Genomic DNA, 25,274 nt, shown 5'->3' with positions numbered 1-25,274 from the left:
GGCCGGAATTCCTGCGTTTTTTTGAGTGTTGGTGAATAGTTATCCACCACTTCGCCGGCGGGCTTAGGATTGGCGGGTCAGTGTTTCACGCCTTGTCCCGGAGCCCTCCCATGGAGCAATCGCCGCGTCTTTCCCTTTCCTATGTCGCGCCCAATCAGGCGCAAAAGCATGTGACGGTGAATGAAAGTTTCCGCCGCCTGGACGCGCTGGTGCAGGCGGTCATCCGTTCACGGACGGAGACGAGCGAGCCCGCGTCGCCGGTGGAAGGGGACGCCTATGTCATTCCCTCCGGCGCTTCGGGCGCGGCATGGAGCGCCTATGACGAAGGCGATCTTGCCGCCTTTCAGGACGGCGCCTGGGCGCGGATCGCGCCTTTCGAGGGGCTTCGCGTGTGGGTCGCCGATGATGATGAGCTTGTCATTTATGACGGCGCCGCCTGGGGCGTTGTCTCGGGCGGTGGCGGCGGTTCGTCCGAGACGGCGGCGAAATTCGGGATCAACACCACAGCGGACGCGACGAACAGGCTGGCCGCAAAGTCCGACGCCGTTCTCTTCAATCATGACGATGTGACGCCGGGATCGGGCGATTGTCAGGTCAAGATCAACAAGGCGGCGGCCGGCGACACGGGAACGCTGTTGTTTCAGACCGGCGCTTCGGGGCGCGCTGAGTTCGGCCTTGCGGGCGATGATGATTTCCATCTGAAGGTGAGCGCCGACGGGGCGGCGTGGATAGAGGCCGTCGTCATCGACAAGGATACGGGCGCGGCGAGTTTTGAAGCCGCCGGCGTCTCGCCGCTTTCCGTTTCTCTCGACGACACGACGCAGCCGATGCTGGCGCTCACCAATTATGCAAGCTCCGCCGGGGGCGGCAATTTCACCTTTCAGAAAACCCGCGGCACGAAGGCGAGCCCCTCAGCGGTGAACGCCGGCGACACGATCGGCGGCTTTTTTTGCAAGGGCTATCACAGCAGCGGCGATTTTTCCGGCAACATCGCCTTCATGGGCATGAAGGCGCATGAGAATTTCACCGCCGCGGCCAACGGGACGAGCTTTGAAGTCCACACCACATCCGACGGCGCCGTGTCGCGCGCGGTGCGCATGATTGTTCATGAGGGGCTTGTGGTCGGCGCGCCGACTGGCGGCGACAAAGGCGAGGGCACGATCAATGCAGTCGGCGTCTATGACGATAATACAATTCTATCCTGTTATGTTTTCGATCAGGCGCTGGACGGCGTCGTGGATGCGGCGAAATGGGACGGCAAGGTTCCGGACCGGCGCATTATCGAGCGCGATCCGGAAACGGGCGAGATCACGCGCGACGAAACAATAATCCGCAATCACGAGCCCATGCGAAAATTCACGAGTCGCATCGGCACGGATCATGATCCCTTGACCCTCGACGGCTACGCCAGGCACTGGAAGGAGCGGCGCCATCTCGCCGCCATGCCCAACGAGGCGGACTTTGATCCGGTGAACGGGCAATTGACGACAGGCGAATGGATCCAGCGTCTTGTAGAGACGGCGGAGATTCAGGCGGTGCTGATCGAGGAGTTGAACTCGCGCGTCGCGGCGCTCACGCCGCCGGGCAAGCCATGAGGTCAGGCGGGTTTAAAGGTCAGCGCGACGCCGTTGTTGCAATAGCGCAGCCCCGTCGGCGCCGGGCCGTCCTTGAAGACATGGCCCTGATGGCCGCCGCAGCGCGCGCAATGATATTCGGTGCGCGGCACGATGAGCTTGATGTCGGTCTTGGTGCCGAGCGCGCCGGGAATGTAATCCCAGAAGGAAGGCCAGCCGGTGCCGCTTTCGAATTTGGTGTCGGATTTGAAGAGATCGAAACCGCAGCCGGCGCAGGCGAAAATTCCCTCGCGCTTTTCATCATTCAGGGGGCTCGTTCCCGCCCGTTCCGTCGCCTCGCGGCGCAGGACCGAATAGGCTTCCGGCGACAGGCGCTCTTTCCATTCAGCGTTGGACAATTGCCATTTGTCATAATCGGGAATGGTTGCGGGATCTGGGTCTTTGGCCATCGCTTTATCCTGGGTTTGTACGCCGCAGCCCGCCGCCGCGCCAAGAAGAGAAAGGGTGAGGTGGCGTCGGGTCAGTCGAAGTTTTGTCATGGCCGGGCGTAGTCCTTGCGCTCTGTTGCGTCAATCACGCCTTCATCTAGCGCTTTCGGCGCTCACAGTGAACGTATCGCGAGTTCACAAAGCGGCGAGAGCAGGAGGAGGAGCCCGGCGTCGCGGTTCGATTTGAAGAGGCTGAGGCAGATATTGCTGTTGTGAATGTCGAGATGTTTCAACTGCCAGACGAAATGCGCGATCGCAGGCAAAAGGGCGAGATAGTAAACCGCATGGGCGTGGATGATCGCCCCGGCGAGGGCGAAGAGCGTGATCGTCATGGCGAAGAAAAGACCGAGCGCGGGCAAGGTTTTTTCACCCAGCCGCAAGGCGGTGGATTTGACGCCAATCAGCGCGTCATCTTCCGTGTCCTGATGGGCGTAGATGGTGTCGTAAAAGAGCGTCCAGAAAATCCCCGCGGCGTAGATCGCAAAGGCCTGTCCGTCGAGTTTGCCAGCCGCGGCGGCGTATCCGACAAGCGCGCCCCAGTTGAACGTAAGACCGAGCCAGGCCTGCGGCCACCAGGTGATGCGCTTCATGAACGGATAGGCGGCGACAAGCGCCAGCGACCCGAGGCCGAGAGCGATCGCGACGCGGTTGAACTGGAGAAGAACGGCGAGGCCGATGAAGGAAAGGAAGATGAGGAAGGCCCAGGCCTGTTTCACCGAAATCTCACCCGCCGGGATGGGGCGCAGCGCCGTGCGCTCCACGCGCCCGTCGAAATCCTTGTCGACAATGTCGTTATAGGCGCAGCCCGCGCCGCGCATCACATAGGCGCCGACGCTCATGAGAGCCGCGTACCAGAGGAGATGAAGACCGGCGACCCCGCTCGCCGCCGCCATAGCGAGGCCCCAGAAACAGGGAATGAGCAGAAGCCACGTCCCCACCGGCCGGTCGGCGCGCATCAACCGCAGATAGGGTTGCGCGAAGCCGGGGGCGCTATTCACCCAATTGCCGGGAACGGCGTCGGGCGTGGTTATCGGGGCGGTGTGGGTCATGGCGGTGGTTTAGCCTGTCGGGGGTTGCCGTGCAAAGAACGTTTTGTTCATGTTGGAACTCTCCTCCCCCCCGATCATCCCCGCGAAAGCGGGGATCCATGGCGCGTAGATACCGAGCGATAGGATTGCAGAGAAACGAAACCGCAAATGGCGTTCTACGTCTATATCCTCGCCAGCAAGAAAAACGGTACGCTCTATATCGGCATGACCGATGATTTGGAAAAGCGCGTTTGGGAGCATAAGGAGAAAATCTTTAAAGGCTTCACTGCCAAATATGGCGTAGACAAGGTCGTCTGGTATGAAGCTCATGATAAGCGAGGAAGCGCTTTCCGTCGGGAAAGGGCAATGAAAAAATGGAACCGTCAGTGGAAGATCGATCTGATAGAAAAAGAGAATCCATTTTGGGAAGATCTTTGGGCGGTGTGGAACAGTTGATGTTCATATGCAATGGATCCCCGCTTTCGCGAGGATGATCGGAGAAATGCTGGGCAGATGATCCCGCGTCTTTATATCGACGGCCCCTTGCATGCCGGGCTTCCCGCGCCGCTTTCGGCGGAGCAGGTTCATTACCTCAAAAACGTCCTGCGCAGGGGCGAGGGCGATGAGCTGCGCCTGTTCAACGGCAAGGATGGGGAGTTCGCGGCGACTATCGCCGAATTGCGAAAGAAAGCGGGCGCCGTTCATGTGGGCGAAAAGACCCGCGAACAGGAAGCCGAGCCCGATCTGACGCTCTGTTTTGCGCCGGTGAAACGCGGGCCCCTTGAGGTCATTGTGCAAAAGGCCGTGGAGGTCGGCGCCGCAAGACTTCAGCCCGTCATCACTGAACGCACGGTCGCGCCGAAACTCAATATTGAGCGCCTTCAGGCGATCGCGACGGAAGCAGCGGAGCAATGCGGACGCTTGACCATTCCCTCCGTAGGCCAACCAATCAAGTTTGTGAAACTTCTGGATGAATGGCCTGAAGGCCGGCGCCTTCTCTTTTGCGACGAGGCTGGCGATGACGAAGAAGAGGAGTGGGGCGGCCGTGAAGGCCGCGCGCTCCCTGTGTTAGAGGCGCTAAAGAACGCCGATAGCAATTCTGATGACAGTCATGATCGATGGGCGGTGCTTACCGGACCCGAAGGCGGGTTCTCCCGGGAGGAGCGCCATGCGTTGAGAGCGAAGTCATTTGTGACCGCCGCTACGCTCGGCCCCCGTATTTTGCGGGCGGATACAGCGGCGATTGCAGCGCTCGTCCTGTGGCAGGCGGCGCTTGGCGACTGGCGGTGTAACTGATCTGCACGATAGCGTGATGGTCTTTAGGCTTGGCGATCCGGCTTTCGCGGGATAGAGCGGAATAAAGAGATAGCGGCCTGGCCGGAGAGAGATGTGACGACTGCAAGTGAACAAACCGGCCAATCGCCGCTGATTGAGTCGCTCGATCAGCTGACGGCGCATCTCGCCAGCGGCTGCAAGCCGAAAGAGAAATGGCGCATCGGCACCGAGCATGAAAAATTCGTGTTCTGCCGCACCAGCCTCAAGCCTGTCCCCTATGAGGGCGAGGTAGGCATCCGCACAATTCTGGAAAAACTTTCAGCCGAGACGGGCTGGGACATCATTCGCGAAGGCGACAACCCCATCGGTCTTAAAGGCGAGGGCGCCAGCGTCTCGCTTGAGCCCGGCGGCCAGTTCGAGCTTTCCGGCGCGCCGCTCGAAAATGTGCACCAGACATGCGACGAGGTGCATCGCCATCTCGATGCGGTGAAAAAAGTTTGCGATCCCTTAGGGGTCGCTTTTCTCGGCATGGGCTTTGCGCCAACCTGGACCCGTGCGGAAATCCCGCATATGCCGAAAGCGCGCTACAAGATCATGCGCGACTATATGCCGAAAGTCGGCGATCTTGGCCTCGACATGATGCACCGGACCTGCACGGTGCAGGTCAATCTCGACTTCGCATCCGAAGCCGACATGGCGATGAAGTTCAAAACGTCGCTGGCGCTTCAGCCGATTGCGACGGCGCTGTTCGCCAATTCCGGCCTGAAGGAAGGAAAGCTTTCGGGCTACGCGTCTTATCGCGCGCATATCTGGACCGACACAGACCCCGACCGCACCGGGCTGTTGAATTTCGTTTTCGAAGACGGTTTCGGCTTTGAGCGCTATCGCGACTACATGCTCGACGTGCCCATGTATTTCGTGCGCCGCAACAATAAGTTCATCGATGCGGCCGGGCAATCCTTCCGCGATTTCCTCGATGGAAAGCTTCCCGCCCTGCCGGGTGAGCGGCCCACCATGGAAGACTGGGAAGATCATCTGTCCACGGCCTTTCCTGAAGTGCGGCTCAAAACCTTTCTTGAAATGCGCGGCGCCGATGGCGGGCCATGGGCGCGCATCTGTGCGTTGCCGGCGTTCTGGGTCGGCCTGCTTTATGATGATGATGCGCTTTCCGCCGCCTGGGACGTTGCAAAGGACTGGACGACCGAAATGCGCGAGGCGTTGCGCGACGACGCCGCAAGAATCGGGTTGAGCGCCGACATCGGCGGCCGCAAGGTGCAGGATGTGGCGCTGGAAGTTCTGGAAATTTCCCGCGAGGGCCTCCGGAAACGCGCGCGCATGGGCAATCTGAAAGAAGACGAAACCACCTATCTCGATCCACTCGTCAAAATCGCCAAAAGCGGCGTCACCATGGGCGAGTTTACGGCGTCGCATTTCCTCGGCGATCTCGACGGCGATGTGAAAAAACTGTTTGAAGAGTGCAAATACTGACGAACCGCCTCGACGTTTTCGGCGATACTTCTGACGCCTGCGCCGCGCTTGCGAAAAAAGACGCCTCGCTCGCCCGGGCGCTCGATGCGATTGAAAAACCCCATATCAGGCGCCGCCCCGGCGGCTTCGAAGCATTGTTCCGCATCATTGTCGAACAACAGGTTTCGGTGCCGAGCGCGCAGGCGATCTGGGCGCGCTGCCAGGCGGGCATGGACTGCGCCGATCCCGCCCATGCGCTTCGTCAGGGTGAGGATGGTTTGCGCGGCTTTGGTTTGTCGGGGCCGAAGGTCCGCTATGTCACGGCGCTTGCCGATCACTGGACGTCAGGCGACCTCGATGAGGAAAAACTCGCGCGCCTGAGCGATGAAGAGGCGTCTGTCGCGCTGCAAAAAATCAAGGGGATCGGTCCGTGGACGGCGGCGATCTATCTTCTGTTCTGCGAGGGGCGGGTCGATATCTGGCCGCCGGGCGATGTGGCGCTTCTCGGCGCCTATCGCGCCACGCGCCGCCGCGGCCCTGAACCGGACATGAAATTCCTTGATTCCCGTGCGGCGAAATGGCGGCCCTATCGGGGCGTCGCGGCGCATATTCTCTGGACTTATTACGCTCACTTGCGCGGGCGCACGCCAATTTAAGCGATTTTTGAGACTGTTGCGAAAATATCCCCTAAACCTTCAAACTTCTGTCATGCAGAATCAGATATAGGCAGAAGGGAAATGAACCGGCTAAACTGTCGCGACAGCAGGGGAGATCCCGCTTTCAAGCGTTCGAGTGAGCATCTTCGGTTTCCATGGGCCTTCGCAGTGAGGCGGTCGTCATGACTCTTGCGCTGCGATCTCCCGACTCTTGCCCTGCGCTTGTGTTGAACGCGGATTTCCGTCCGCTCAGCTATTTCCCGCTTTCGCTCTGGTCATGGCAGGATACGCTGAAAGCCGTCTTCCTCGATCGCGTCGACGTCGTTGCGCAATATGACACCAAAGTGCACAGCGCCAATTTCGAAATGCGCCTGCCCTCGGTCGTGTCGCTGAAAAGCTATGTCAGCCATTCGCGCGCGCCGGCTTTCACGCGCTTCAACGTTTTCCTGCGCGACAGTTTCAGCTGTCAGTATTGCGGCTCGTCGCAGCGCGATAATCTGACCTTCGATCATGTGAAGCCGCGTTCGCAGGGCGGGCGCACCACATGGGAAAATATCGTCGCCGCCTGTTCGGGCTGCAACATCAAAAAGGGCGGGCGTACGCCGCGCGAGGCGAAAATGTTCCCTGCGCGCGAACCGCAACGGCCAACGATGTTTGAGCTGAATGAGCGCGGCCGCGCCTTCCCGCCGCATTATCTCCATGAAAGCTGGCAGGATTTCCTCTACTGGGATTGCGAACTCGAACCCTGATTTTGGGGTTATTGAGGGTGGTTTCGTCCCCCGCATTGAGGGGCGGGCGGCAATGTCCTATGCTCGCGCAAATTTTGGGGCGCTTAGGGAGGAAATGCATGAAATCCTTGTTGAAGATCGGACTTGCAGCAGCGGGCGTCATGACGCTGGCGGCCTGCGCCTATAATGAAACGCTTGGCCGCAATCAGCTTCTCTTCGTCAGTCAGGGCCAGATGGCGCAGCTCGCCAGCTCCGCCTGGACCGATCTGAAGCAAAAGGAGCCGATCACCAACGAAGCGAAATATGTGAACCGGGTGAACCGCGTCGCGCCGAAGATCATCCGCGCGGCCGGCGGCAATCCTGCGGAATGGGAAGTCCGGGTTTTCAAATCCGACCAGATCAACGCATTTGCCCTGCCCGGCGGCAAGATCGGCATCTATACCGGCATTCTCGATATCATGGAAAATGACGCCCAGATCGCGGCGGTGATGGGCCACGAAGTTGCTCATGTGAACTTCAATCACTCGGGCGAGCGCTACAGTCAGGCGGCGGCGGCCCAGACGGCGCTCAGCGCAGGCAGCGCCATCGCCGGCGGCGGTCAGGTCTCCACGGCGGCTGTTCAGGCGCTGGGCATTGGCGCGCAATACGGGGTCCTCTTGCCCTTCTCGCGCAAGCACGAACTAGAGGCCGACAAGTTCGGCGTCCGGTACATGGCCCGCGCAGGGTATAATCCGAATGAGGCGGTCAAATTCTGGGAGAAAATGGCGGCGCAAAAGAATGGCGCACCGCCGGAATTCCTGTCGTCCCACCCGTCGGACGCCACCCGCATCGCGCAGCTCAAAAAAGAGATCGCGCTCCTCAGATCGGGCTCTTGAGGCCGGACAGTCAGGCCAGAAAAAGCGGGCCGAAAAACGCGCCAAAAACGCGCCAAAAACACGTGGGGCCCGCTTGAAATAGGGCGCGCTGGCGCGTAGGTTCCGCGCCTTCCCGAGCATGATGCGAAAAAGTGGAGCCCGGTTTTTCGCAAAGAATCATGCGTCGGAAAATGCAGGGCCGCCTTAGCTCAGTTGGTTAGAGCGCTAGATTGTGGATCTAGAGGTCGGTGGTTCGAGACCACCAGGCGGTACCATCTTCAACGCAGACTTCAGAGATACCCCAGCGCCGTCAGTGCGGGCCTTCCGCCATCCTCGAGCTGGCGGATGATGTCGGGCGTCAGGATGCGGCGGTGACGTCCGATCCGCGACGAAGTCATGGGCGCCAGCATCAAGGGCAGGCTGTCGCGCTCAAGGCCGATATAATCTTCGTTGGCGAGCGGCGGGCGCAGGGGCGCCGCCGACGGCCAGTCGATTTCCAGAAAATCGCAGATCGTTTTGATGGCGCTGTCGGGCCGGCCGGCGAGATCTTCATATCGCACGCGAATAAGCCGCCCGCTTCCCTCGAGTTTCTTTTCAGCGGCGAGGCCTGTCGCCGTGAGGCCCGACCAATAGTCGATGGCGGCCTGACGGTCGCTTACATGCGCGAAGGGCTGGCCTGTCGCCGGGTCGCGCCAGTTCCGCTCCAGAAGCGAAGCGGCGACGTCGCGCCCGTCCCGCACGACATGAATGAATTTCGCCGCGGGCAGGATGACGGCGAGGGCGTCAAAGGCGGTGATGTTGAGACTGGTTTTTTCGAGGATGATCCGCGTTTCGCTTTCGGCGCGCAAAATGGTTTCAAGAAACCGGCCCATGGTCTCGGCCACATAGTCCGGCTCCAGGTCGAAATATTTCTCATGCAGCCCGCCAAGAGACTGTGCGTAGTTGCGCCATTGCAGGCCGATCGACGGCGCGGCGCCGGTGTCGGGGCCGGCGAGAACGCGGGGGTGGCGGGCGATGACTTTGCGCAACAGGGTAAGACCGCTGCGCGGACAGCCGCCGGCGAAAACAAGTCCGGCGCCGAGTGGTTTGGTGTTCCCTTCCTCGCTGCGGCGGCCTGACGGTTCAGACATAACCGTAACGTTCAAGCCAGGGACCGGCCGTTGCGTTGACGCTGGCGAGTTGGCCGGGAGCAAGATCCTTGCGCCAGCGGCCGATGGCGGTGGTGTCGATCGGTTCGGCGACGCGCGCGGCGCTGGCTTCGTTTTCGCCCTCGAGGGCGTCGAAAACATGGTCGTGATAAAGCGCAAGGTTTGGCGTCGGCTCGCCCAGAAAATCAAACAGCTTGGTGATTTCTTCCGCCGGCGAGCGCACCAGATCTTCATAACGCAGAGAAAAGAAGCGCTTGTCGCCGGCCATGGCCTGGTCATTGGCGACGCTCGCGGCCCAAAGATTGGCCGCCATCTGTGGGGATTGGGTCACTGCCATGGGCTCGCCGGTTCGGGCGTCGCGCCATGTCATCTGCAGGAGAGACGAAACGACATCGCGGCCGTCGCGTACGATACTGATCAGGTAGGCGTCCGGAAACAGACGGCGCAGGGTTGGAAAGTGTAAAATATTCGTCGGAGTTTTCTCCGCCGCGCGGACTGCGCCGGATGCCTTCTTCGCCGGCGCCAGAAAGGCGGCGATGGCGCCGGCGGCGGCCGCGTCGATGCGGTTCTTGTCAACGCCATAGGCCCTCGACAGCGTCGGGCCCGATGCATCGGTGATGTTGTCGCAAAGCGTGCACAGGGACGGGATGGTCCTCAGTTCAGGACCACAGAAAATATTGCTGCTGGCCCCAATGATAGCGCGCAAAAGCGTTGTGCCTGACCGCGGCGCCCCGCCAATCAGGATAAGATCGTCGCCACGGTTCATGAAGCGCCTTGTTTACTGTTACGTCCGTAGCCACCCTCTCAGTGAACGCTGCGTGTTGAAAGCGGTCATTAGACGACCGGATTGAAAAACGCGGCGAGTGGATGCCAGTGGGGAAATTTCGAGGGCTCTGCTACCTGGCGTTTGACCGACGGCTCTCCGTGTCCGGTCAAACCGGGAGACCTCCTGGCGCGGGGCGGAGCTTTTTTGGAAAGGCGCCCTTCAGACCGGGCGGACGCATGGCGGGGGTGGGGAATTATTTTTTGTTCTTTTTCAAATGGTTGACGGGCGCCGTACGGCTCCCCTATCCATCGCTCCGGCAGCTGGGGAAACTGGCTGTTAACCATTCCTTTCGCAATGGCGGCCAAAGTCCGTGGTTAGTGTGTTACCGTTCTTTCAACCTCAGCGCTCCGGCTCATGCGAATCGCCTTTCTGACGCCCCTCTGGCCGCCTTCCATGGCGCAAAACGGCATTGCCACCTATGTGGACATCATGAGCCGTGCGCTGGAGCGCAAAGGCCATGAATGCGTTGTGATTCCCATGTGGGCGATCGGCGACGTTGAGGATTCCCGGATGTTTCCCGTGAGGTTGCCCCGGCTCAATGGCGCAGAAAAGCTGCTCCGGCGGGTGCGCCACAAGATCGAGGGCGGGCAGTTATTCGACTATAATTTTTTCGGTCGCGGCGTCGCCAACGCGCTGATCGACGCGGATCGCCAGAAGCCGATCGATATTCTCGAGGGCGAAGAGAGCTTCGGCCTTGCGCGTTATTGCCTGGGGGTTACCGGCGCCCCGGTCGTTTTGCGGGCTCATGGTCCGCACTATCTGGTTCATCAACCGCCTTTTGACAGGAACGACCGCCGCCGGGAAAATAAGGAGGGGCTCGCCTTCAGGGAGGCGGACGCCGCCTCCTTTCCTTCAAGGGCGTTATGCGGCGCTGTATCCGCGCATTACGGCGCAGACTTTCCCTTGAGCGCGACTTATCCCAATCCGGTCGACATCGCGCCGTCGGATGAGGCCTGGACGCTCGATGGCTGTGATCGCAATACGATACTGTTTATCGGCCGGTTTGACAGGATCAAAGGCTCCGACATTGCGCTTGAAGCCTTCGCAATCGTTGCTGAAAACCGGCCTGATATCCGGCTTGTCATGGCTGGCGCCGACAATGGCATACGCGGTAAAGACGGCGTTGTGTTGAATTTCGCCGATTACGTTCGGGCCCATCTGCCGGAATCCATCCGTGAGCGGATAGACTTTTTGGGCCCGGTGCCCCGGGAAGATATTCCGAAATTACGGCGGCGCGCACTGATCAATATGACTGCATCGCGGTTCGAAACATTTTCCTACGCCGCCGTTGAAGCGCTGGCGCTCGGCGCGCCGACAATCGCGACGGCGACGCCCGGGTTGACGGAATATCTAACCGACGGAGAAAATATTCTCTTCGCGCCAGTAGGAGATGCTCAGCTTTTGGCGCGACAGATAGCGCGCTGCCTTGACGATCATGAGTTTTCGGCGCGCATGGGCGAAAAAGGACGGGAAGCGGCGATCAGGCTTTTTTCGCCGGATGCGATCGCCGCGCGCGCTGAAGATTTTTACGCCGAAATTATTGGCCGCGCCATGCGGACAAAGGCGGCGCTCTCATGAATCCGAGTATTGTCGCCATTGCGCTTACAGGTTTTGCTGCGCTGCTTGTCCTGATGTTGATGCCCAAGGAGGACAAGCCATTCGCTGTTGCGGTGTGCGTCACCTGGGTGTTTGTTGCGGCGATTGCATTTTTGCTTGCCGACGCCTCGCTGACCTTCATTGCGCTTTTCATGCTGCTTGCGGCGGCTGGTGCGGCCAGCCCGCGAGGGGGTGTTTTTCTTTATATCGCCGTGATGCCGGCTCTCCCGGCCGGACTCCTCTATGATGTGCCGATGCCGGGCCTCAATTATCTCATCACGCTTGATTATCCCAAGCTTGCCGCGCTTGTTCTCTTGGGCCCCGCCTTCATCAAGGCGTCCTTTACCCGCGCGCCGGCGCATTTCCGCGGCATCGAACATCTTTTGCTCTTTTTTGTGCTGTTCACCGGCCTGATGGCGTTCCGCGACCTTCCGTTTACCAGCGTCTTGCGGACGATTTTTGATCTTTTTGTGCTCGTCTATCTGCCCTTCATTGCGATCAGCAGAACGCTCATCACCCAGAAGGATATCGATTGGGCGTTGCGGGCGTTTTTTGCGTCATTCCTGATGTTGGCCGTCATTGGCGTCATCAGCACGTTGCGGAGCTGGAATTACTATGCCTCCATCGGGGAGGGGAGCTTCGGCAAGGCGTATTTCGACGTCAGAAACGGCCTGCTTCGCGTGAGCGCAACGATGATCCCGTCCTTGCTTGCGGCGTTGACGTCAGCTGGCCTGATTCTCGCTCTTGTGCTTCGGGCGCGAAAAGAGATTTCGCCGCTTTTCGCCTATATCAGCATCGGCATTCTTGGTTTCACCTGCTTCGCCACAGGCGCGCGCGGGGGCTGGCTCGCCGCGATCGCCTGCGTTGCGGCTTATTTCGTTTTTTATTATGGCGGCGCGGCTTTGCGCCGGTTGGCTTACGCCGCTGCGATCATCTGCGTGCTTGTCGGCTTCAGTCTGATTTTTAGCGATAGCGATGTGCTGAATGATGAATATGGCACCGTGAATTACCGGGCGGAGCTGATCAGAACGAGCGTCGCGCAAATTCAGGAACGTCCTCTTTTCGGGGCAAGCGATATTTTCAACCTCCCCCGTTTCCAGCATTTGCGTCAGGGGGAAGGCATTATCGATCTCGTCAACGCCTATATCCAGATCGTGTTGTTTTACGGTCTTGTGGGGCTCGGCACGCTCCTTGGCGCCCATGCTCTTGGCGCTATGGGGGGGCTTCGCGAGCTGAATGAATTGCCGCGCCCGCGCGATTTGACGCCGGCGCAGGCCGAGCAACGGCGCACAGTTGCGTTTCTTCTCGCCATGCAAGGCGGCTATCTCGTGCTGATTGCGACGATCAGTTTTGTCGCGCAGGTGCCCCATTATGGCTATCTTATCCTCGCTGCTCTGGTGGCGCAGGCGCGCATTTTGAAAACGCAACGTTTGGCGGCGGCCGAACCGGATAAGACGATAGCGGAAACTGAGGCTATTGCGCCGCCGCCGCCAGAGGCGCCGCCGTCCTCCCCATCACCGGCTCCTTCCGGTCCGGTTCCTTATGGAGCGCGTTTTGTTCGCCGTCAGTGATATGCGGTCTGCGGCCGCAAAAATTCGCCCCGCGCTCGGCGACGGATCAACGCTGCTAATCGCTTCGCATGTGGCGCAACTTGTGCTGCGCATCGGCAGCAGCATGATCGTCACGCGGCTTTTGTCGCCGGAGGCTTACGGCGTCATCGGCATCGTTTCATCGATTTCATACATCCTGATCATGATCTCCGACATGGGGCTGCGCTCCTATATCATCCGGCACGAGGATGGCGGCGATGAATTAATTCAATCGGTCTGGACTGTGCGGCTGATGCGCAACCTGGCGATTTTCGCCATCATGTTTGTCGGCGCTGGCGTTTTCGCTGATATGTATAAAGCGCCCGAGATTGCGTTCGCCATCAGGATTTGCGCTTTTCCGTTTATCATTGAAGCGTTTTCGAGCCTTGCCTTTCTGACGACGGAGCGTAATCGCGGCGTCGTCAGGCTCACAGTCCTCGACTTCATCCGTTTTTTGCTGGTGACGCTGGCGACAATCATCGCCGCTTATTTCCTGCGCAACTATTGGGCGATCGTCATTGGCATGTTCGTCAACGCTCTGTTTGCATTCTTCTCAAGCTATGTCCTGTTGAAGGGGCCGCCGGTGCGGTTCCGGCTCGATCCAGAGCATGTGCGCGATCTTTGGGGATTCTGGCGCATCATTATTCCATCAAGCCTGATCACGCTTGTCCTGACCCAGACCAACACAGTCGTCATGGCTCGCTTTTTCCCGCTGGCCGAACTGGGCAAGTTCACGATCGCGACAACGCTTAGCTCGGCTGTTTTGGGTGTGACCGGAGAGTATGTGATCCGCGTGTTTTTTCCGCGCTTTGCCGAGGCCAATCGAAAAAGCGCAGCGGATGCGAAAGACATGTATTATGCGGCGCGCCGCCCGGTTACCCTGCTTTTTGCATTCGGCATCGGCGGGCTCATTGGCGGCGGCGAAGTGCTGATCCGGATTCTCTATAATGCTGAGTATCTTGGCGCCGGACTTTATCTGTCGCTGTTATGTATTGCGCCTCTTGCGCGATTGAGCTCGCTGCCGGCGGAGCAGGCGATTATCACCAAGGGGTTCGTCAAGGTTGCGCTGGTGGGCAATGCAGTGCGGCTCGCCTGGATCGCTGTTACGGGTCCTATTGCCTACATTTATTTTGGGCCATTGGCCCTCATCGCCGCCTTCTGTCTCGCCGAAGTGGCGGCGGCGCCGTACACACTGTGGAAATTGAAGCAATACGACCTGCTGAACTTGGGTGAAGAATTTTTCATCATTGCCGCAATGCTGGTCGGCGCGGCGATTGGCTATGGTTGTTATGTCAGTGTTGAAGCCCTGATTGCTTCAGGAACAATCCCGGATTTTTGATGTTTACGCGCGGATCCGGCGGCATGATGCGTCGGACCTGCGCCGCTCGTTAAAAACTAATTAAATCCTTCGCGGCGAAATTTTAAGAAAGTTTCATTTCCGTTCTTACCGTCAATCCGGCAGTAGGTCCGCCGGATTAAGCCTTTTTCAGTGATCTCGTCCTAATAAGGTTTTGGTTAACCTTAACGGCGGTTGCTGCTTCCGGGGGAGCAATGGTCGTGTAGTTGAACAGGTGCGTGTAATGATAAGGCTTCAGACGATTTTACTTTCTGGCGCCGCATTCTGCGCAGTTTTACCGACTATCGCTTCTGCGACTTCCGAAGATCCAAAATATTATGGCTCCGTTTATCCGGACGCAGCCGCGACGCCGGTTCAAAAAGCGTCGCTGGAAACGCCCGCGCCGCAGACGGGCCCTGCCGCCGGGCCGCGCGCCGGCGCCAATTTCAGCGCCGATCCAAAGCTTGAAAAGGCGCTTGGCGCGGCCGGTTATCTGGTCGCGCTGGAAGGCGCCGCGCCTGATTTCAGCGCTGCGATCCGCCGCGCTGTTGGACGCCACCCCGCCTATCATGCGCAAGCCTCTAATCTCGATGAATCGGGCGCGCTGCGCCGCCAGGCGCGCTCGGCGCTTTATCCGCAGCTGTCGACACAATTACGCGGTGATTATTCCCTGACGCGCGATTTTGCAGCAGACACGGATAATGTGGTCGAGTCCCTTCGTCCGCGTGAACAATTCACGGCCGGCGTTTCCGCCTCGCAGCTTATTTTCGACGGCGGCGCAACGATCAACCGAATTCGCAGCGCCCGCGCGCTCGATACGGAATATCGCAACGCCTTAAACACGCGCATTAACGATCTCACGCTCGGCGCGCTGACCGCCTATCACGATGTCGCTGCGCATCAGGCGCTCGCCGCTTTCAGCCTCGATTTTATCAAGCGCCAGGAACGCATTCTCGGCGATGTAAAGGAACGCGAAAGGCTGGGCGCCGGCTCAAGGGCGGATGTTACCCGCGCCGAGGCCCGTCTCGCCGCGGCGCGCGCCCGCCTTGCGGAGATCAATGAGAGCAAGCGGCTCGCCGATGTCCGCTATGAAGAGTTTTTTGGTGAAACGCCGCCGGTGCTGGCGCGTCCGGCGCTCGCTGCGCCTGACCTTGCCGGCCGCAGCGACGCGGTCGCGGCGGCGCTCGAAGAAAACCCTGAGATTGCAGCGGCTGAAGCGCGCGTCGAGGCGCGTCAGGCCGATTTCAAGGCGGCGCGTTCATCGCGCATGCCGGAAGTGCGCCTTGCGGTCGACGCCGTCAAATATGATGTTTTCGATTCCGGTGACGATTTCGATGTGCGCGCCGGCGTCACGCTCAATTACAATATCTTCGGCGGCGGCGCCCGCGCAGCCGAAATCTCGCTCGCGCGGTCACGCGCCAAACGTGAACAGTTCAACGAAGCGCAGGCGCGCCAGGATGTAGCGCGTGAAGCCGCCATGGCGTATGAGCGCCTGCAAGGCGCGGATGAGCGTCTTGCTGCGCTTGGCGACGCTGTCATCGCCCATGACATCACGCGCGATCTCGTGCTTGAGCGCTACAAGCTGTCGCGCGGCGATCTCATCGATGTGCTGCAAGCGGAAAATGATTATTTCGAAGCCGGCGTCGCCTATGTGATCGCGCTTTCCGGTCGCGATATGGCGAATTATGCATTGATGGAGCATACAGGAGATCTCCTCCGCCGGTTCTCGCCGCAAACGGATTATGAAGACGCAGTCTTCGGAGCGGCGAAATGAACAAGCCGAGTTTCCTGAAAGATATGGTGCCGACCTCGCACTGGCTGTTCGGTCCGTTGCGCGACAACGCCAAGATTTACGGACAAACGATCATGGCGGCGGCGGTCGTCAACATTCTCGGCCTTGTATCGTCTTTTTTCATCATGACGGTGTACGACCGGGTGCTGCCGAACCAGGCAATCGAGTCTCTGGTGGCGCTCACGATCGGCGTCATTCTCGCGCATATTTTTGATTTTCTTCTAAAATCACTGCGTGGGTACTTCATTGACATCGCAGGTCAGCGTCTTGATGCAACGGTCGGCGCCAGCGTTTTTGACAATCTCATGTCCATGCGCCTCGATGCGCGCCGCGGCGCGACGGGCGCCATCGCCGGCCTGGTCAAAGAGTTTGAGAATCTTCGGGATTTTTTCTCGTCCGCAACGCTCGTCACGATTGTCGATCTGCCGTTTATCTTCCTTTTTATTGCGACGATTGCGCTTATCGGTGGGCCGATTGCGCTTATTCCGCTGATCGGCGTTCTGGTTGCGATTGCCTCCGGCATCATCATTCAACCGCTCATCATGAAGCGTACGCAACAGGCGATGGCTGAAGGCCATCACAAGAATGCTGTGCTTATTGAAACGCTGGGCGGGCTTGAAACGATCAAAAGCGTCAAAGCGGATGGGCTCATGCGCGCGCGCTGGCGCTCAGGCGTTGCACGGCACGCTAAAATTTCCGCAATCGGCCGTTTTCTCAATCAGTTCGCGGTCAACGCTTCCGGCTTTGCACAGCAGGCAAGCCAGGTCGGCGTGGTTGTGGTTGGCGTCTTTCTTGTGGGCGCCAATGAAATCACCACCGGCGCGCTGATCGCCAGCGTTATCCTGACAGGGCGCGCCATGGGCCCGCTGGGTCAGGTTGCGTCGCTATTGAGCCGCGTCAATGGCGCGCTTGCTTCTTACAAATCGCTCAACCAGTTGATGACCGCGCAAAGCGAGACCGAAATTGGCCGCCAATATCTCTCGCGTCCTGAACTTCAAGGCAAAATTGAGTTTCGCGATGTCAGTTTCACCTATCCGGGTGTGACCACGAAAGCGCTCGACGATGTTTCCTTCGTCATTGAGCCGGGGGAACGGGTGGCGATCCTTGGCAAAAACGGTTCCGGCAAAAGCACCATTGTGCGCCAGATCACTGGCGTCTATCAGCCGACGGAAGGGTCGGTGCTGGTTGACGACACTGATGTTCGCCAGCTTCGCCCGGCGGATTTGCGCGCCAATATCGGCGCGGTTCTTCAGGATGTGTGTCTTTTCTCGGGAAGCATTCGCGAAAATATCGCGCTCGGTCTCGAAAATGTTTCCGACGATGACATTCTGGCGGCGGCGAAGATTGCTGGTGTTCATGATTTTGTCGGCGCGACGGCCGGCGGCTATGATCAGCATCTTTCCGAACGCGGCGAGGGGCTTTCCGGCGGTCAGCGTCAGGCGATTGCGCTCGCTCGTGCCTTGGCGCCAAAACCGTCGATCCTGCTGCTGGACGAGCCGTCAAGTGCGCTCGATGCGCAAGCCGAAGCTGCGCTCATTGCGCGCCTTGAACATGCAACGCGCGGGCGCACGCTGCTGATCGTGACTCATCGCATGTCCATGGTGCGGCTTGTGGACCGCATCATCGTTCTCGACCGCGGCCGCGTTCTGGTGGACGGTCCGCGCGATACGGTGATGCGCGCCATGGCGTCTGCACGCCAATTGAAGACCAAACGGATCACCGCAGCGAAGCCGAAGCTCGTTTCATCGACAAGGGCGGCTTAAGATGACCGGTCGTGATCTTGCCGCATCTGCGCCCCCCGCAGCCTCAACTGACGTCGATGAGGCGATGCCGATTGAGCCGGCGAAAGCTGCGCAATATCTGCTGTATCTGATTTGCGGTCTCGTGGTGCTGACTCTGGTCTGGGCGTCGCTTGCAAAGCTCGACCGGGTGACGCGAGGGCAGGGCTGGGTCGTCACATCGAACCAGTTGCAGGAGCTGCAATATCTCGAAGGCGGGATCGTCAAGGAAATCCTTGTTTCCGCCGGCGATCAGGTTGCGGCGGGCGATATTCTGGTGAAGCTCGACCCGACGCAAATGAATGTCGCTTTTGCGCAAGGCCAGGAAGGTTACAACACCCTCGCGGCGAAGATCGCCCGGCTTGAGGCTGAGGCGGCGCTGGCGCCGCTGGAATTTCCGGACGGTTTCGTGAATGCGGCGCCGCGTGTGGTGGCCAATGAGCGCCAGTTATATAAGGCGCGTCAGGCCGAACTCGACGCATCGCTTGAGATCGAAGAAAAGAAACTGGACCAACGCAAAAACGCCCTCGACGATGCGCGCGTGGCGCTTGTTACGGCGAAAGAGGCTTATACGCTGGCTGCGGAAGAACATGACATCATGCAGCGGCTTGTCTCCAAGGGTATCGAACCGAAAGTGGAGCTGTTGCGCGCCCGTCAGCGCGACGCCGCCGCGAAGGGTGAGGTGCAGCGCGCGGAAATCGCCGTCAGCCGCATCGAACTTGAGATTGGTGAGGCCGAAGGCGAGATTGAGCGCATTCGCAAGACGTTCTCCGCTACGGCTGCCGATGAACTCAACAGGGCGAAAGCCGAACTCGAAGAGTTGAAAGGCGAATTGCCGGCGCTTCAGGACAAGGTCGCCCGCACCGATGTGCGCGCGCCAGTCGCCGGCGTCGTCAACCGGGTGATGGTCTCTACGATCGGCGGCGTTGTTTCGCCGGGGGAAACCATCGTTGAACTGGTGCCCAGTGAGGATACGCTTCTTGTCGAGGCGCGGATAAAGCCCGCCGATATCGGTTTCCTCAAAATTGGGCAGGAAGCGCGGGTTTCCATTACCGCCTATGATTCATCCGTTTATGGTTCTCTTGACGGCACTATCGAAAATATCAGCCCTGACGCCATTGAAGACGAAAAAACCGGCGAGCGCTTCTATAACATCACCGTCAGGACGGCGGCGGACGCCCTTGCCAGCAAACGCGCCGGCGATCTTAAAATCCTGTCCGGGATGGCGGCGGAAGTATCGGTCCTCAATGGCAAGCGCACAGTCCTTGCCTATATCATCAAGCCCATGTCGCAGATGAGCGAGAAGGCGCTGCGGGATAAGTAAGCAGTCTTTGAGGCTCAAGACCGACTCCACGACATGCTTATCGTTGGCTCACCAAGAAACCCGATACCGTAATAATGCGAGGATTATTGGGAAGCATCCCATGGCCCAACTGTGAAATACATTCAACTGGGACGGCCTAAGGCGGTTTTTTATGCTGTTGAAGCCTCTCGACGATGTGCGTGCGTGCATATTAACTTAGTAATTCCATCGCACGCACGCAAAATCTGTTTAAACAATTCCTTGCTTTTCTATTTTTGATATACGCCAGACATAGCGGGCGTTTCGTCCGATTAGCCCGCGCGCCCGTAAGGTATCAAGATTGTCACGGATGCGAGATCTGTCACTGCTAGATAATGGTGCAGTGGCCTCTTCCGGATCGCCAATAATGCCCGCCTTACGCATTCTGTCATTGAGAATATTGCGATCGAGCGCAAGTGTTTCGGTTTGATCGGGGTCAGGCTGAAGGCGTACTCCATTTCGCGTAAGACCAATATCTATCTCTTCAAGAATCTCGCTTTGTAGGGCGGTTAATCCCTTTTCTGGATCGCTTTTTTCAAAGTCCGGCGCGTTAGATTCGAATACGGCCAGAGTGGCTACCGGGTCTCCGTCTTCATCAACGCCAAGGTGGACTTCACGACACCCGAATGCGCCAATAACGCCTGTTCGGCCGTGACGAACTTTATGAGCGATGATCAGGCCAAGATCTCGTGTATCGTCGTAAGAGATTTCGATACTGACATCTGCGTTTGCGCGCCAGGCATATGCGCCTCTCTCGCGGTTAAAGCTATGGCCTGTGTGGTGCACAAGGATGATATGCGCTCCACCCAATAGTCTCATTAAGGCCCGTAGTCGGGCGATCATTCTGGCGACCTCGCCATTATGATATTCATCAACAGAATGTAGACACACGCTTAGCGTATCAAAAATTAGCAAGTCTGCTTTGGCTTCGCCGAATGAAGACTTTATGGTTGCAAGAAGACGATTGAGGGATTGTGCGTTATCGATTGCAACCGGCGTTGGAATTAGGGCGAATTCTGTGCGAGCGTCTGGGCGGTTTTCTCGAATTGCTGCTAACCTGTTGCGGGCGTCTTCATCCCCGCCTTCGGCGCATACATAGACGACTCGTGCTTGACGTGCTCTTCTTCCATGCCAGCGTTCTTGCCCGCTCGCAATCGCCACAGCGCCATCTAAGAGTGCAAATGTTTTTCTTGACCCTGTCTCACCCCAAACGATGCTAAGACAATTTCGATGAAAAAGTCCTTTTACGATATAAGAGGATGAAAGAGCTGGATTGCACTCGTTCAGTTTGAGCAGGGGGTAGAGCTCTTTTTCATCTGTTTTTCGGCTAGGGCGCGTGTCTTTACTTTCCGCGTCAAGACGCCTTGTCAGCAGCCCATCGCCAGTATCGAGCCAAGCTGAATTGGCTTGTTTTTCGTTTTCTTCGGTCTCCATGTTGCGTTTATATCGCTCCGGCGGTCGCCGAAGTCCAGTAAAAATCATCTCTGTACGGAAGAAATAAATACTGGGGCGCGCTGTGGCGTTTTTTGCAGCCGGGGAACGCCGCTTTCAGCTGTGACTGAGGCCATAAATTTGGCCTTCCGCTTCGCTGACGACTGCGCTGCCCCCCCTTGTAGGTCTGGTTATTGAGGCCAGCGCCTGGGAAAATTGAAGCGAAGACCGCCTCCACGCATTATTTGCCGCAAAAATACAGGGAGTTTACAGGGAATTCGCATTTTTTGACGCTGATCACAGCGTGCACGCACTGTCTGCCATTTCAACAGCCTCATTTGTTCATTCATGGCGCAGCGGCAAGTTTCGCATCTTCGCCTGATTCACTGCTGTCGTCGTTCTCGTCCAGAATTTCGGGCCTGGCGAAGTTGTTCTTGTCGAAGAGGGCGTTGATCTGTGGCTCAAACTTTTTGAACTCGACGTCCACCTGCCGAAGGTAGGCGGCGATGGTCTTAATCTCGGCTGTATTGAACTTGTCCCCCGCCCTGATTTGGGCTTCATGATGATACTGCAGAATGCGATGGATCGCTTCCAGCTCTGCTTGCTGGCAGTAGGCTTTATTCTCATCATCGTAGGACTGCATCGTGTCTATGAATTTATTCAGGGAACGGGAGTCGCCAGCAAGCGCCTGGGAAACGAGCTTAGCGATGACGCCTTCCCGAATAGTGATCTTCTCGCCGCCGCCCGGCAGTTTGCCGTCGATTAGGGTGGCGGCGAGGTTTTCAAAGACGGTCTTGTTGTTCTTTGACCCTCTTGGGCGGCCGCGCGGATTGCCTGATCTGCCCTTCTGAAACTGGGTCGCCTTTGGCGGAGCTTTGTAGCCCACCGGCTCATTGCGAGGTTCGGGATTGGTCATCATTTGCCTCCTGCGGCCTGCGCCGCTTTCGGAGCCCGCTCCTCGGCGACCTCTTCAAAGGACTTCCGCATGCCGGTGAGGATCGCGACCTTATTGGTCGCCGCCTCATAGCGCCGAATAGCGAGATCCACATAGGCGGGATTGATCTCCATGGCGGCGGCGTGGCGGCCCGTCCGTTCAGCGGCGAGGATGGTGGTGCCTGAACCCACAAAGGGATCAAGAACAATGTCCCCGCGGCCTGAGGCGTCCAGAATGGCGTCAGCGACCATATCGATTGGCTTGATAGTCGGATGCGACGCCAAATCGTCATTGCGGGTTTTGCTGAAGGTGCTGGCGCTTGGATAGTCCCAAATATTAGTGCGGTAGCGTTCCGCCTTGCCAAGGGCGATATTGTTGATGCTGCCCGCCTTGCCGTTCTTAAACACAAAGACCAGCTCATGCTTGGACCGGTAGAAGGATCCCATGCCAGCATTGGCCTTGTTCCAGACGCAGAGGTTTTTCTGTTCGTTGTAGACCTTGCGGGCTGCGCTCATAACCTCGAAGGCGTGGCGCCAGTCCATGCAGATATAGTGGAGCGAGCCGTCAGCGCTCACATCCGACATGTTCTGCATGATCGTTTCGAGGAAGACGATAAAACCAGCTTCCGAAAGTTCCCCGGCGGCCATCGCGAATTCATCATGCTTGGGCCGTCCATGGCCTGAGACGAAGCCGTCAATGGGCAGATTGTAGGGCGGATCGGTGAAGATAAGCGACGCTTCTTCACGCTCTAACAATTCTGCGTATGAGCCTGGATCGGCAGCGTCGCCGCAATAGAGGCGATGAGACCCAAGCTTCCAAAGGTCCCCAGGCCTTGAGACGACTGGCCCAGCCGCCAGATCACCTAGATCCTCGTCGTCACCCGATCCATTATCATTCTCGCCCTGGCTCAGCAGCCAATCGACTGCCGGCGCCGCAAAACCGGTGACGTCAAAGTCGAAATCGGCGTCAAGCTTTGCGATGACCGAGAACTCTTGGGCAAGCAGCTCTTTATCCCAACCGGCGTTCTCGGCGAGCTTGTTATCGGCAATGATGTAGGCTTTTCGTTCAGCTTCAGATAGACTCGAGACTTGAATGGTGGGGACTTTCTCGAGTCCTAAGGTCTTTGCCGCCGCCAGCCTGCCATGGCCGGCGAGCACAGTCAGATCCTTGTCCACCAGGATCGGATTGGTCCAGCCATAGGCCTTAATGCTGTCGGCGATCTGTTTGATTTGGCGGTCTGAATGCGTTCTTGCATTGGCTCCGTAGAGCTTCAAATCTGAAGCCCTACGATAGATGATTTTCAGTTTCGATGCGGATGCGATCATAGTCGTGCCCCCGCATTGTCTTTCTTGCTATTATCGGCCTCAAGCTGATCGTTGCTGTTGGTGAATCTATCGGTCATATCAGGCGCGATAGTTTCAAAGGTTGATGTAATAACGCCTATCCACGCACAGGCTTTGAGTTGACCGATCATTTCTTGTCGGTCTGATTGTGGAATGTCGTCGTCATTCAGCCGAGCTTTCATTTTTTGCGCGACGTTATCGACAATTTGTTCTATTTTGATATAGGCTGCATTGTATCCTGCTTGGTAAGCAGCGGATTCTTCGGCAAGCGGTCGCTCTTTCCTGTGGGAAGAAATTGCGCCCGAATGAGACAGAGAACTGTCTGGCGTTGTGTTTAGTCTTTTTTTATTCATGTTTAATTCCTTATGTTATGAATAATATGAGAGCCTGATCGGCTAATTCCGGTCAGGGCAGTTATCCGTTTCCTCGTCACTCCAGCGACAGCCGTAAGCGGTGAGAAATTCGAATTCTGTGTTTTCTAGCCGGTTGAAAAACCGTCTAGAGTTCCTATTTAGTGGTCGAGGCTCGGTGGCGCATTATGGACGCGCCTGTCACATCTATTTATCGCTTAAACTCGTCTTAGCCTTCAAACCGGGCTGGCAGCATCGATTTGCGGCAAGCCACACGCAGTAATTGGCGCTAAATTCAAGTATTCTCTGCTCTTTTCTTGTTTATTTATTATCAATTTTATTGCCAATATATTTTCGATATTCCAGTAGTGCTTGCTTTGTTTTTTTGTTCTTGGAGCATATTATCCCTGATGGGTGAGCTCCGTCATACTATTTGATCAGCGCTGCTTTTTGCGGCTGTGCCAGACCGTCTCGCTTCACTTTTGGAGAAATGGCCCTCATTCAAAATGAAGCAGCAACGTTACTAATGCTCAATATGAGTATATTTATAAGAGTTGTTTTTTATGTAGTCAAGGGGGCATGCAAAAAAATTTGATATGGCAGTCTTGGCAATCCTCCAATCGCTGTTCAGCGATGAAATTGGGTGCAGTCAGGCTATTTGCGGGCAGTAGCATTTTCCGCTTAGCCTAGTGATCGCGTAGTTTTACGCATGCCTATTAAGATGATTGTTTTCAAGCGGTTTGCTTGGGTTTTATCTTGGATATTGTTGAGCAAGGAGCGCGCTGAGCTCATTCTTCTATCCGAACAAAGAACTCTGTGCGATCAAGTTCGACTTTGATGATCCAGCCAGGCTGGTGAAAGAGGCCTTCGGCAACCTCAAAGAGCTCGACGCTTCGATAGGTAATCATCGGGTTGAGATCAGAGAGAGCGTTCTCGTTCAACTCACGATCAGCCATCTCCAATCCCGTCGCCCCGTTGTCGCTGTTATACTCTGCGCCCGACGGTGCAATAAGGCTTATATCTGGCGAATTAAATGGGCCTATAGGACGGTCGCTTATGTTTGTATATTCATACTCGACGATTACAAAAAGGGCTTCTGGCTGCGCGTCCTCGCCAATAAATTCATTTCCAGCCCTGTAAGTAATCGAAATACCTGATATTGACGCTGAAATGCGCCGCCCATCGACGATTTCGTCAAATGCGGCGAAGCGACGACGGTCTTCAGGAGCTGTTGATCGACTATTGGGCCTTGATCCATCAATGTTGTCAGGCGCCAATGAGCCGATCTCCCCCTCGCTCTCTAGCGCTGAATTTTCAGTGTCTGCTGAAGGTGCGGCTGGCATGTGCCCATCGAGCGCTTCGGGATCGATTAAATATCCGATCACACAAAGGCCAAAGATCGAAATGAAAATAACAGAAATGATCTTGAGAATGAGCCCTCGGCCTTGTGGATCTCGCTGCGCAGGTTCACCACCCGTCCTGCTGTGTCGCACCATGCTAGGGATGAGGAAAAGGTCCGCCAGAACCCATACCAGCCCGATACCAAAAAGCAGGACTGTAAAGAGCTGAAGCCACCCGTTTTTCCGCAAATAGAAGCGATGTGCAGCCAAGATGCCAAGAAATAGCCAAAACAAATAGGCGATCCACATTTTTTTGGGCTTGTCACCCTCATGAGATCTCCCTGTCTCTTCCCATCTGTGATCTGACATCTGCCCTCTCCATAACCCACAATATCCTAA

22 protein-coding genes and 1 tRNA gene are annotated in these 25,274 nt (G+C 57.4%); 14 read left to right on the top strand and 9 right to left on the bottom strand.

What is annotated here, in order from left to right; genetic code table 11:
• Window positions 1–110 precede the first annotated feature (110 nt).
• Complete coding sequence (locus ACFC5L_RS01365; RefSeq protein ID WP_375202078.1) at window positions 111–1,595, top strand: DUF2793 domain-containing protein; 1,485 nt, start codon at window positions 111–113, stop codon at window positions 1,593–1,595.
• A 2-nt stretch (window positions 1,596–1,597) separates the two neighbouring features.
• Here ACFC5L_RS01365 and msrB read toward each other — a convergent pair whose 3' ends face one another.
• Both msrB and ubiA read right to left on the bottom strand, forming a co-directional pair.
• The gene (msrB, locus tag ACFC5L_RS01360; RefSeq protein WP_375202359.1) at window positions 1,598–2,023 is read right to left on the bottom strand and encodes a peptide-methionine (R)-S-oxide reductase MsrB; all 426 of its coding nucleotides are present in this window, start codon (window positions 2,021–2,023) and stop codon (window positions 1,598–1,600) included.
• A gap of 152 nt (window positions 2,024–2,175) precedes the next feature.
• Window positions 2,176–3,111, bottom strand: coding sequence for a 4-hydroxybenzoate octaprenyltransferase (gene ubiA, locus ACFC5L_RS01355; protein WP_375202079.1), 936 nt, complete (start codon window positions 3,109–3,111; stop codon window positions 2,176–2,178).
• Window positions 3,112–3,258: 147 nt separating this feature from the next.
• On the opposite strand from ubiA, the gene ACFC5L_RS01350 reads away from it, so the two are divergent.
• From ACFC5L_RS01350 to ACFC5L_RS01320, 7 genes are all read left to right on the top strand, one after another.
• Window positions 3,259–3,546 (top strand): GIY-YIG nuclease family protein, encoded by a 288-nt coding sequence (locus tag ACFC5L_RS01350; RefSeq protein ID WP_375202080.1) that lies wholly within the window; start codon window positions 3,259–3,261, stop codon window positions 3,544–3,546.
• Window positions 3,547–3,603: 57 nt separating this feature from the next.
• Complete coding sequence (locus ACFC5L_RS01345; protein WP_375202081.1) at window positions 3,604–4,386, top strand: 16S rRNA (uracil(1498)-N(3))-methyltransferase; 783 nt, start codon at window positions 3,604–3,606, stop codon at window positions 4,384–4,386.
• A gap of 93 nt (window positions 4,387–4,479) precedes the next feature.
• Window positions 4,480–5,853, top strand: coding sequence for a glutamate--cysteine ligase (locus tag ACFC5L_RS01340; RefSeq protein ID WP_375202082.1), 1,374 nt, complete (start codon window positions 4,480–4,482; stop codon window positions 5,851–5,853).
• Complete coding sequence (locus tag ACFC5L_RS01335) at window positions 5,841–6,488, top strand: DNA-3-methyladenine glycosylase family protein (protein WP_375202083.1); 648 nt, start codon at window positions 5,841–5,843, stop codon at window positions 6,486–6,488. Before ACFC5L_RS01340 ends, ACFC5L_RS01335 begins: the two co-directional genes overlap by 13 nt.
• Before the next feature lie 182 nt (window positions 6,489–6,670).
• Window positions 6,671–7,237: an HNH endonuclease gene (locus tag ACFC5L_RS01330; RefSeq protein ID WP_375202084.1), complete on the top strand. Its 567-nt coding sequence runs from the start codon at window positions 6,671–6,673 to the stop codon at window positions 7,235–7,237.
• Window positions 7,238–7,335: 98 nt separating this feature from the next.
• Window positions 7,336–8,091 carry a M48 family metallopeptidase gene (locus ACFC5L_RS01325; RefSeq protein WP_375202085.1) on the top strand — a complete coding sequence of 252 codons (756 nt, stop codon included), beginning with the start codon at window positions 7,336–7,338 and terminating at the stop codon, window positions 8,089–8,091.
• A 177-nt stretch (window positions 8,092–8,268) separates the two neighbouring features.
• A tRNA-His gene (locus tag ACFC5L_RS01320) sits at window positions 8,269–8,345 on the top strand.
• A 15-nt stretch (window positions 8,346–8,360) separates the two neighbouring features.
• On the opposite strand, the gene ACFC5L_RS01315 is transcribed toward ACFC5L_RS01320, so the two are convergent.
• Window positions 8,361–9,200, bottom strand: a complete 840-nt coding sequence (locus ACFC5L_RS01315; protein ID WP_375202086.1) for a sulfotransferase family protein — start codon at window positions 9,198–9,200, stop codon at window positions 8,361–8,363.
• Window positions 9,193–9,984, bottom strand: coding sequence for a sulfotransferase family protein (locus tag ACFC5L_RS01310; protein ID WP_375202087.1), 792 nt, complete (start codon window positions 9,982–9,984; stop codon window positions 9,193–9,195). The genes ACFC5L_RS01315 and ACFC5L_RS01310 overlap by 8 nt, the downstream gene beginning before the upstream one ends.
• A 414-nt stretch (window positions 9,985–10,398) precedes the next feature.
• Between ACFC5L_RS01310 and ACFC5L_RS01305 the strand changes: the two genes are divergently transcribed.
• The 6 genes from ACFC5L_RS01305 to ACFC5L_RS01280 all read left to right on the top strand — a co-directional run bounded on the left by ACFC5L_RS01305 (window position 10,399) and on the right by ACFC5L_RS01280 (window position 19,459).
• Window positions 10,399–11,622: a glycosyltransferase family 4 protein gene (locus ACFC5L_RS01305; protein ID WP_375202088.1), complete on the top strand. Its 1,224-nt coding sequence runs from the start codon at window positions 10,399–10,401 to the stop codon at window positions 11,620–11,622.
• Window positions 11,619–13,211, top strand: coding sequence for an O-antigen ligase family protein (locus ACFC5L_RS01300; protein WP_375202089.1), 1,593 nt, complete (start codon window positions 11,619–11,621; stop codon window positions 13,209–13,211). The genes ACFC5L_RS01305 and ACFC5L_RS01300 overlap by 4 nt, the downstream gene beginning before the upstream one ends.
• The gene (locus ACFC5L_RS01295; RefSeq protein WP_375202090.1) at window positions 13,195–14,568 is read left to right on the top strand and encodes an oligosaccharide flippase family protein; all 1,374 of its coding nucleotides are present in this window, start codon (window positions 13,195–13,197) and stop codon (window positions 14,566–14,568) included. The genes ACFC5L_RS01300 and ACFC5L_RS01295 overlap by 17 nt, the downstream gene beginning before the upstream one ends.
• A gap of 241 nt (window positions 14,569–14,809) precedes the next feature.
• Window positions 14,810–16,339: a TolC family protein gene (locus ACFC5L_RS01290; RefSeq protein WP_375202091.1), complete on the top strand. Its 1,530-nt coding sequence runs from the start codon at window positions 14,810–14,812 to the stop codon at window positions 16,337–16,339.
• Window positions 16,336–18,120, top strand: coding sequence for a type I secretion system permease/ATPase (locus tag ACFC5L_RS01285; RefSeq protein ID WP_375202092.1), 1,785 nt, complete (start codon window positions 16,336–16,338; stop codon window positions 18,118–18,120). Before ACFC5L_RS01290 ends, ACFC5L_RS01285 begins: the two co-directional genes overlap by 4 nt.
• A 1-nt stretch (window position 18,121) precedes the next feature.
• Window positions 18,122–19,459, top strand: coding sequence for an HlyD family type I secretion periplasmic adaptor subunit (locus tag ACFC5L_RS01280; protein ID WP_375202093.1), 1,338 nt, complete (start codon window positions 18,122–18,124; stop codon window positions 19,457–19,459).
• A gap of 228 nt (window positions 19,460–19,687) precedes the next feature.
• On the opposite strand, the gene ACFC5L_RS01275 is transcribed toward ACFC5L_RS01280, so the two are convergent.
• From ACFC5L_RS01275 to ACFC5L_RS01255, 5 genes are all read right to left on the bottom strand, one after another.
• Complete coding sequence (locus ACFC5L_RS01275; protein WP_375202094.1) at window positions 19,688–20,911, bottom strand: AAA family ATPase; 1,224 nt, start codon at window positions 20,909–20,911, stop codon at window positions 19,688–19,690.
• Window positions 20,912–21,254: 343 nt separating this feature from the next.
• Window positions 21,255–21,827, bottom strand: coding sequence for a DUF5681 domain-containing protein (locus ACFC5L_RS01270; protein ID WP_375202095.1), 573 nt, complete (start codon window positions 21,825–21,827; stop codon window positions 21,255–21,257).
• Window positions 21,824–23,167 (bottom strand): site-specific DNA-methyltransferase, encoded by a 1,344-nt coding sequence (locus ACFC5L_RS01265; protein ID WP_375202096.1) that lies wholly within the window; start codon window positions 23,165–23,167, stop codon window positions 21,824–21,826. The genes ACFC5L_RS01270 and ACFC5L_RS01265 overlap by 4 nt, the downstream gene beginning before the upstream one ends.
• Window positions 23,164–23,538 carry a hypothetical protein gene (locus ACFC5L_RS01260; protein ID WP_375202097.1) on the bottom strand — a complete coding sequence of 125 codons (375 nt, stop codon included), beginning with the start codon at window positions 23,536–23,538 and terminating at the stop codon, window positions 23,164–23,166. Before ACFC5L_RS01260 ends, ACFC5L_RS01265 begins: the two co-directional genes overlap by 4 nt.
• A 785-nt stretch (window positions 23,539–24,323) precedes the next feature.
• Complete coding sequence (locus tag ACFC5L_RS01255) at window positions 24,324–25,244, bottom strand: TM2 domain-containing protein (protein ID WP_375202098.1); 921 nt, start codon at window positions 25,242–25,244, stop codon at window positions 24,324–24,326.
• Window positions 25,245–25,274: the final 30 nt, after the last annotated feature.

Source organism: Hyphococcus sp. (assembly GCF_041986965.1).
Taxonomy (GTDB): Bacteria; Pseudomonadota; Alphaproteobacteria; order Caulobacterales; family Parvularculaceae; genus Hyphococcus.
Note: the sequence above shows the minus strand (reverse complement) of the source record. Positions and strands in the feature narration are given on the sequence as shown.

What these genes read in the sequence shown, in the direction of transcription:
- ACFC5L_RS01345 (WP_375202081.1), top strand. Translation starts at nt 3,604, where the DNA reads ATGATCCCGCGTCTTTATATCGACGGCCCCTTGCATGCCGGGCTTCCC.
- ACFC5L_RS01350 (WP_375202080.1), top strand. Translation starts at nt 3,259, where the DNA reads ATGGCGTTCTACGTCTATATCCTCGCCAGCAAGAAAAACGGTACGCTC.
- msrB (WP_375202359.1), bottom strand. Translation starts at nt 2,023, where the DNA reads ATGGCCAAAGACCCAGATCCCGCAACCATTCCCGATTATGACAAATGG.
- ACFC5L_RS01260 (WP_375202097.1), bottom strand. Translation starts at nt 23,538, where the DNA reads ATGAATAAAAAAAGACTAAACACAACGCCAGACAGTTCTCTGTCTCAT.
- ACFC5L_RS01290 (WP_375202091.1), top strand. Translation starts at nt 14,810, where the DNA reads ATGATAAGGCTTCAGACGATTTTACTTTCTGGCGCCGCATTCTGCGCA.
- ACFC5L_RS01280 (WP_375202093.1), top strand. Translation starts at nt 18,122, where the DNA reads ATGACCGGTCGTGATCTTGCCGCATCTGCGCCCCCCGCAGCCTCAACT.
- ACFC5L_RS01255 (WP_375202098.1), bottom strand. Translation starts at nt 25,244, where the DNA reads ATGTCAGATCACAGATGGGAAGAGACAGGGAGATCTCATGAGGGTGAC.
- ACFC5L_RS01300 (WP_375202089.1), top strand. Translation starts at nt 11,619, where the DNA reads ATGAATCCGAGTATTGTCGCCATTGCGCTTACAGGTTTTGCTGCGCTG.
- ACFC5L_RS01365 (WP_375202078.1), top strand. Translation starts at nt 111, where the DNA reads ATGGAGCAATCGCCGCGTCTTTCCCTTTCCTATGTCGCGCCCAATCAG.
- ACFC5L_RS01270 (WP_375202095.1), bottom strand. Translation starts at nt 21,827, where the DNA reads ATGATGACCAATCCCGAACCTCGCAATGAGCCGGTGGGCTACAAAGCT.
- ACFC5L_RS01265 (WP_375202096.1), bottom strand. Translation starts at nt 23,167, where the DNA reads ATGATCGCATCCGCATCGAAACTGAAAATCATCTATCGTAGGGCTTCA.
- ACFC5L_RS01275 (WP_375202094.1), bottom strand. Translation starts at nt 20,911, where the DNA reads ATGGAGACCGAAGAAAACGAAAAACAAGCCAATTCAGCTTGGCTCGAT.
- ACFC5L_RS01315 (WP_375202086.1), bottom strand. Translation starts at nt 9,200, where the DNA reads ATGTCTGAACCGTCAGGCCGCCGCAGCGAGGAAGGGAACACCAAACCA.
- ACFC5L_RS01285 (WP_375202092.1), top strand. Translation starts at nt 16,336, where the DNA reads ATGAACAAGCCGAGTTTCCTGAAAGATATGGTGCCGACCTCGCACTGG.
- ACFC5L_RS01310 (WP_375202087.1), bottom strand. Translation starts at nt 9,984, where the DNA reads ATGAACCGTGGCGACGATCTTATCCTGATTGGCGGGGCGCCGCGGTCA.
- ACFC5L_RS01305 (WP_375202088.1), top strand. Translation starts at nt 10,399, where the DNA reads ATGCGAATCGCCTTTCTGACGCCCCTCTGGCCGCCTTCCATGGCGCAA.
- ubiA (WP_375202079.1), bottom strand. Translation starts at nt 3,111, where the DNA reads ATGACCCACACCGCCCCGATAACCACGCCCGACGCCGTTCCCGGCAAT.
- ACFC5L_RS01325 (WP_375202085.1), top strand. Translation starts at nt 7,336, where the DNA reads ATGAAATCCTTGTTGAAGATCGGACTTGCAGCAGCGGGCGTCATGACG.
- ACFC5L_RS01330 (WP_375202084.1), top strand. Translation starts at nt 6,671, where the DNA reads ATGACTCTTGCGCTGCGATCTCCCGACTCTTGCCCTGCGCTTGTGTTG.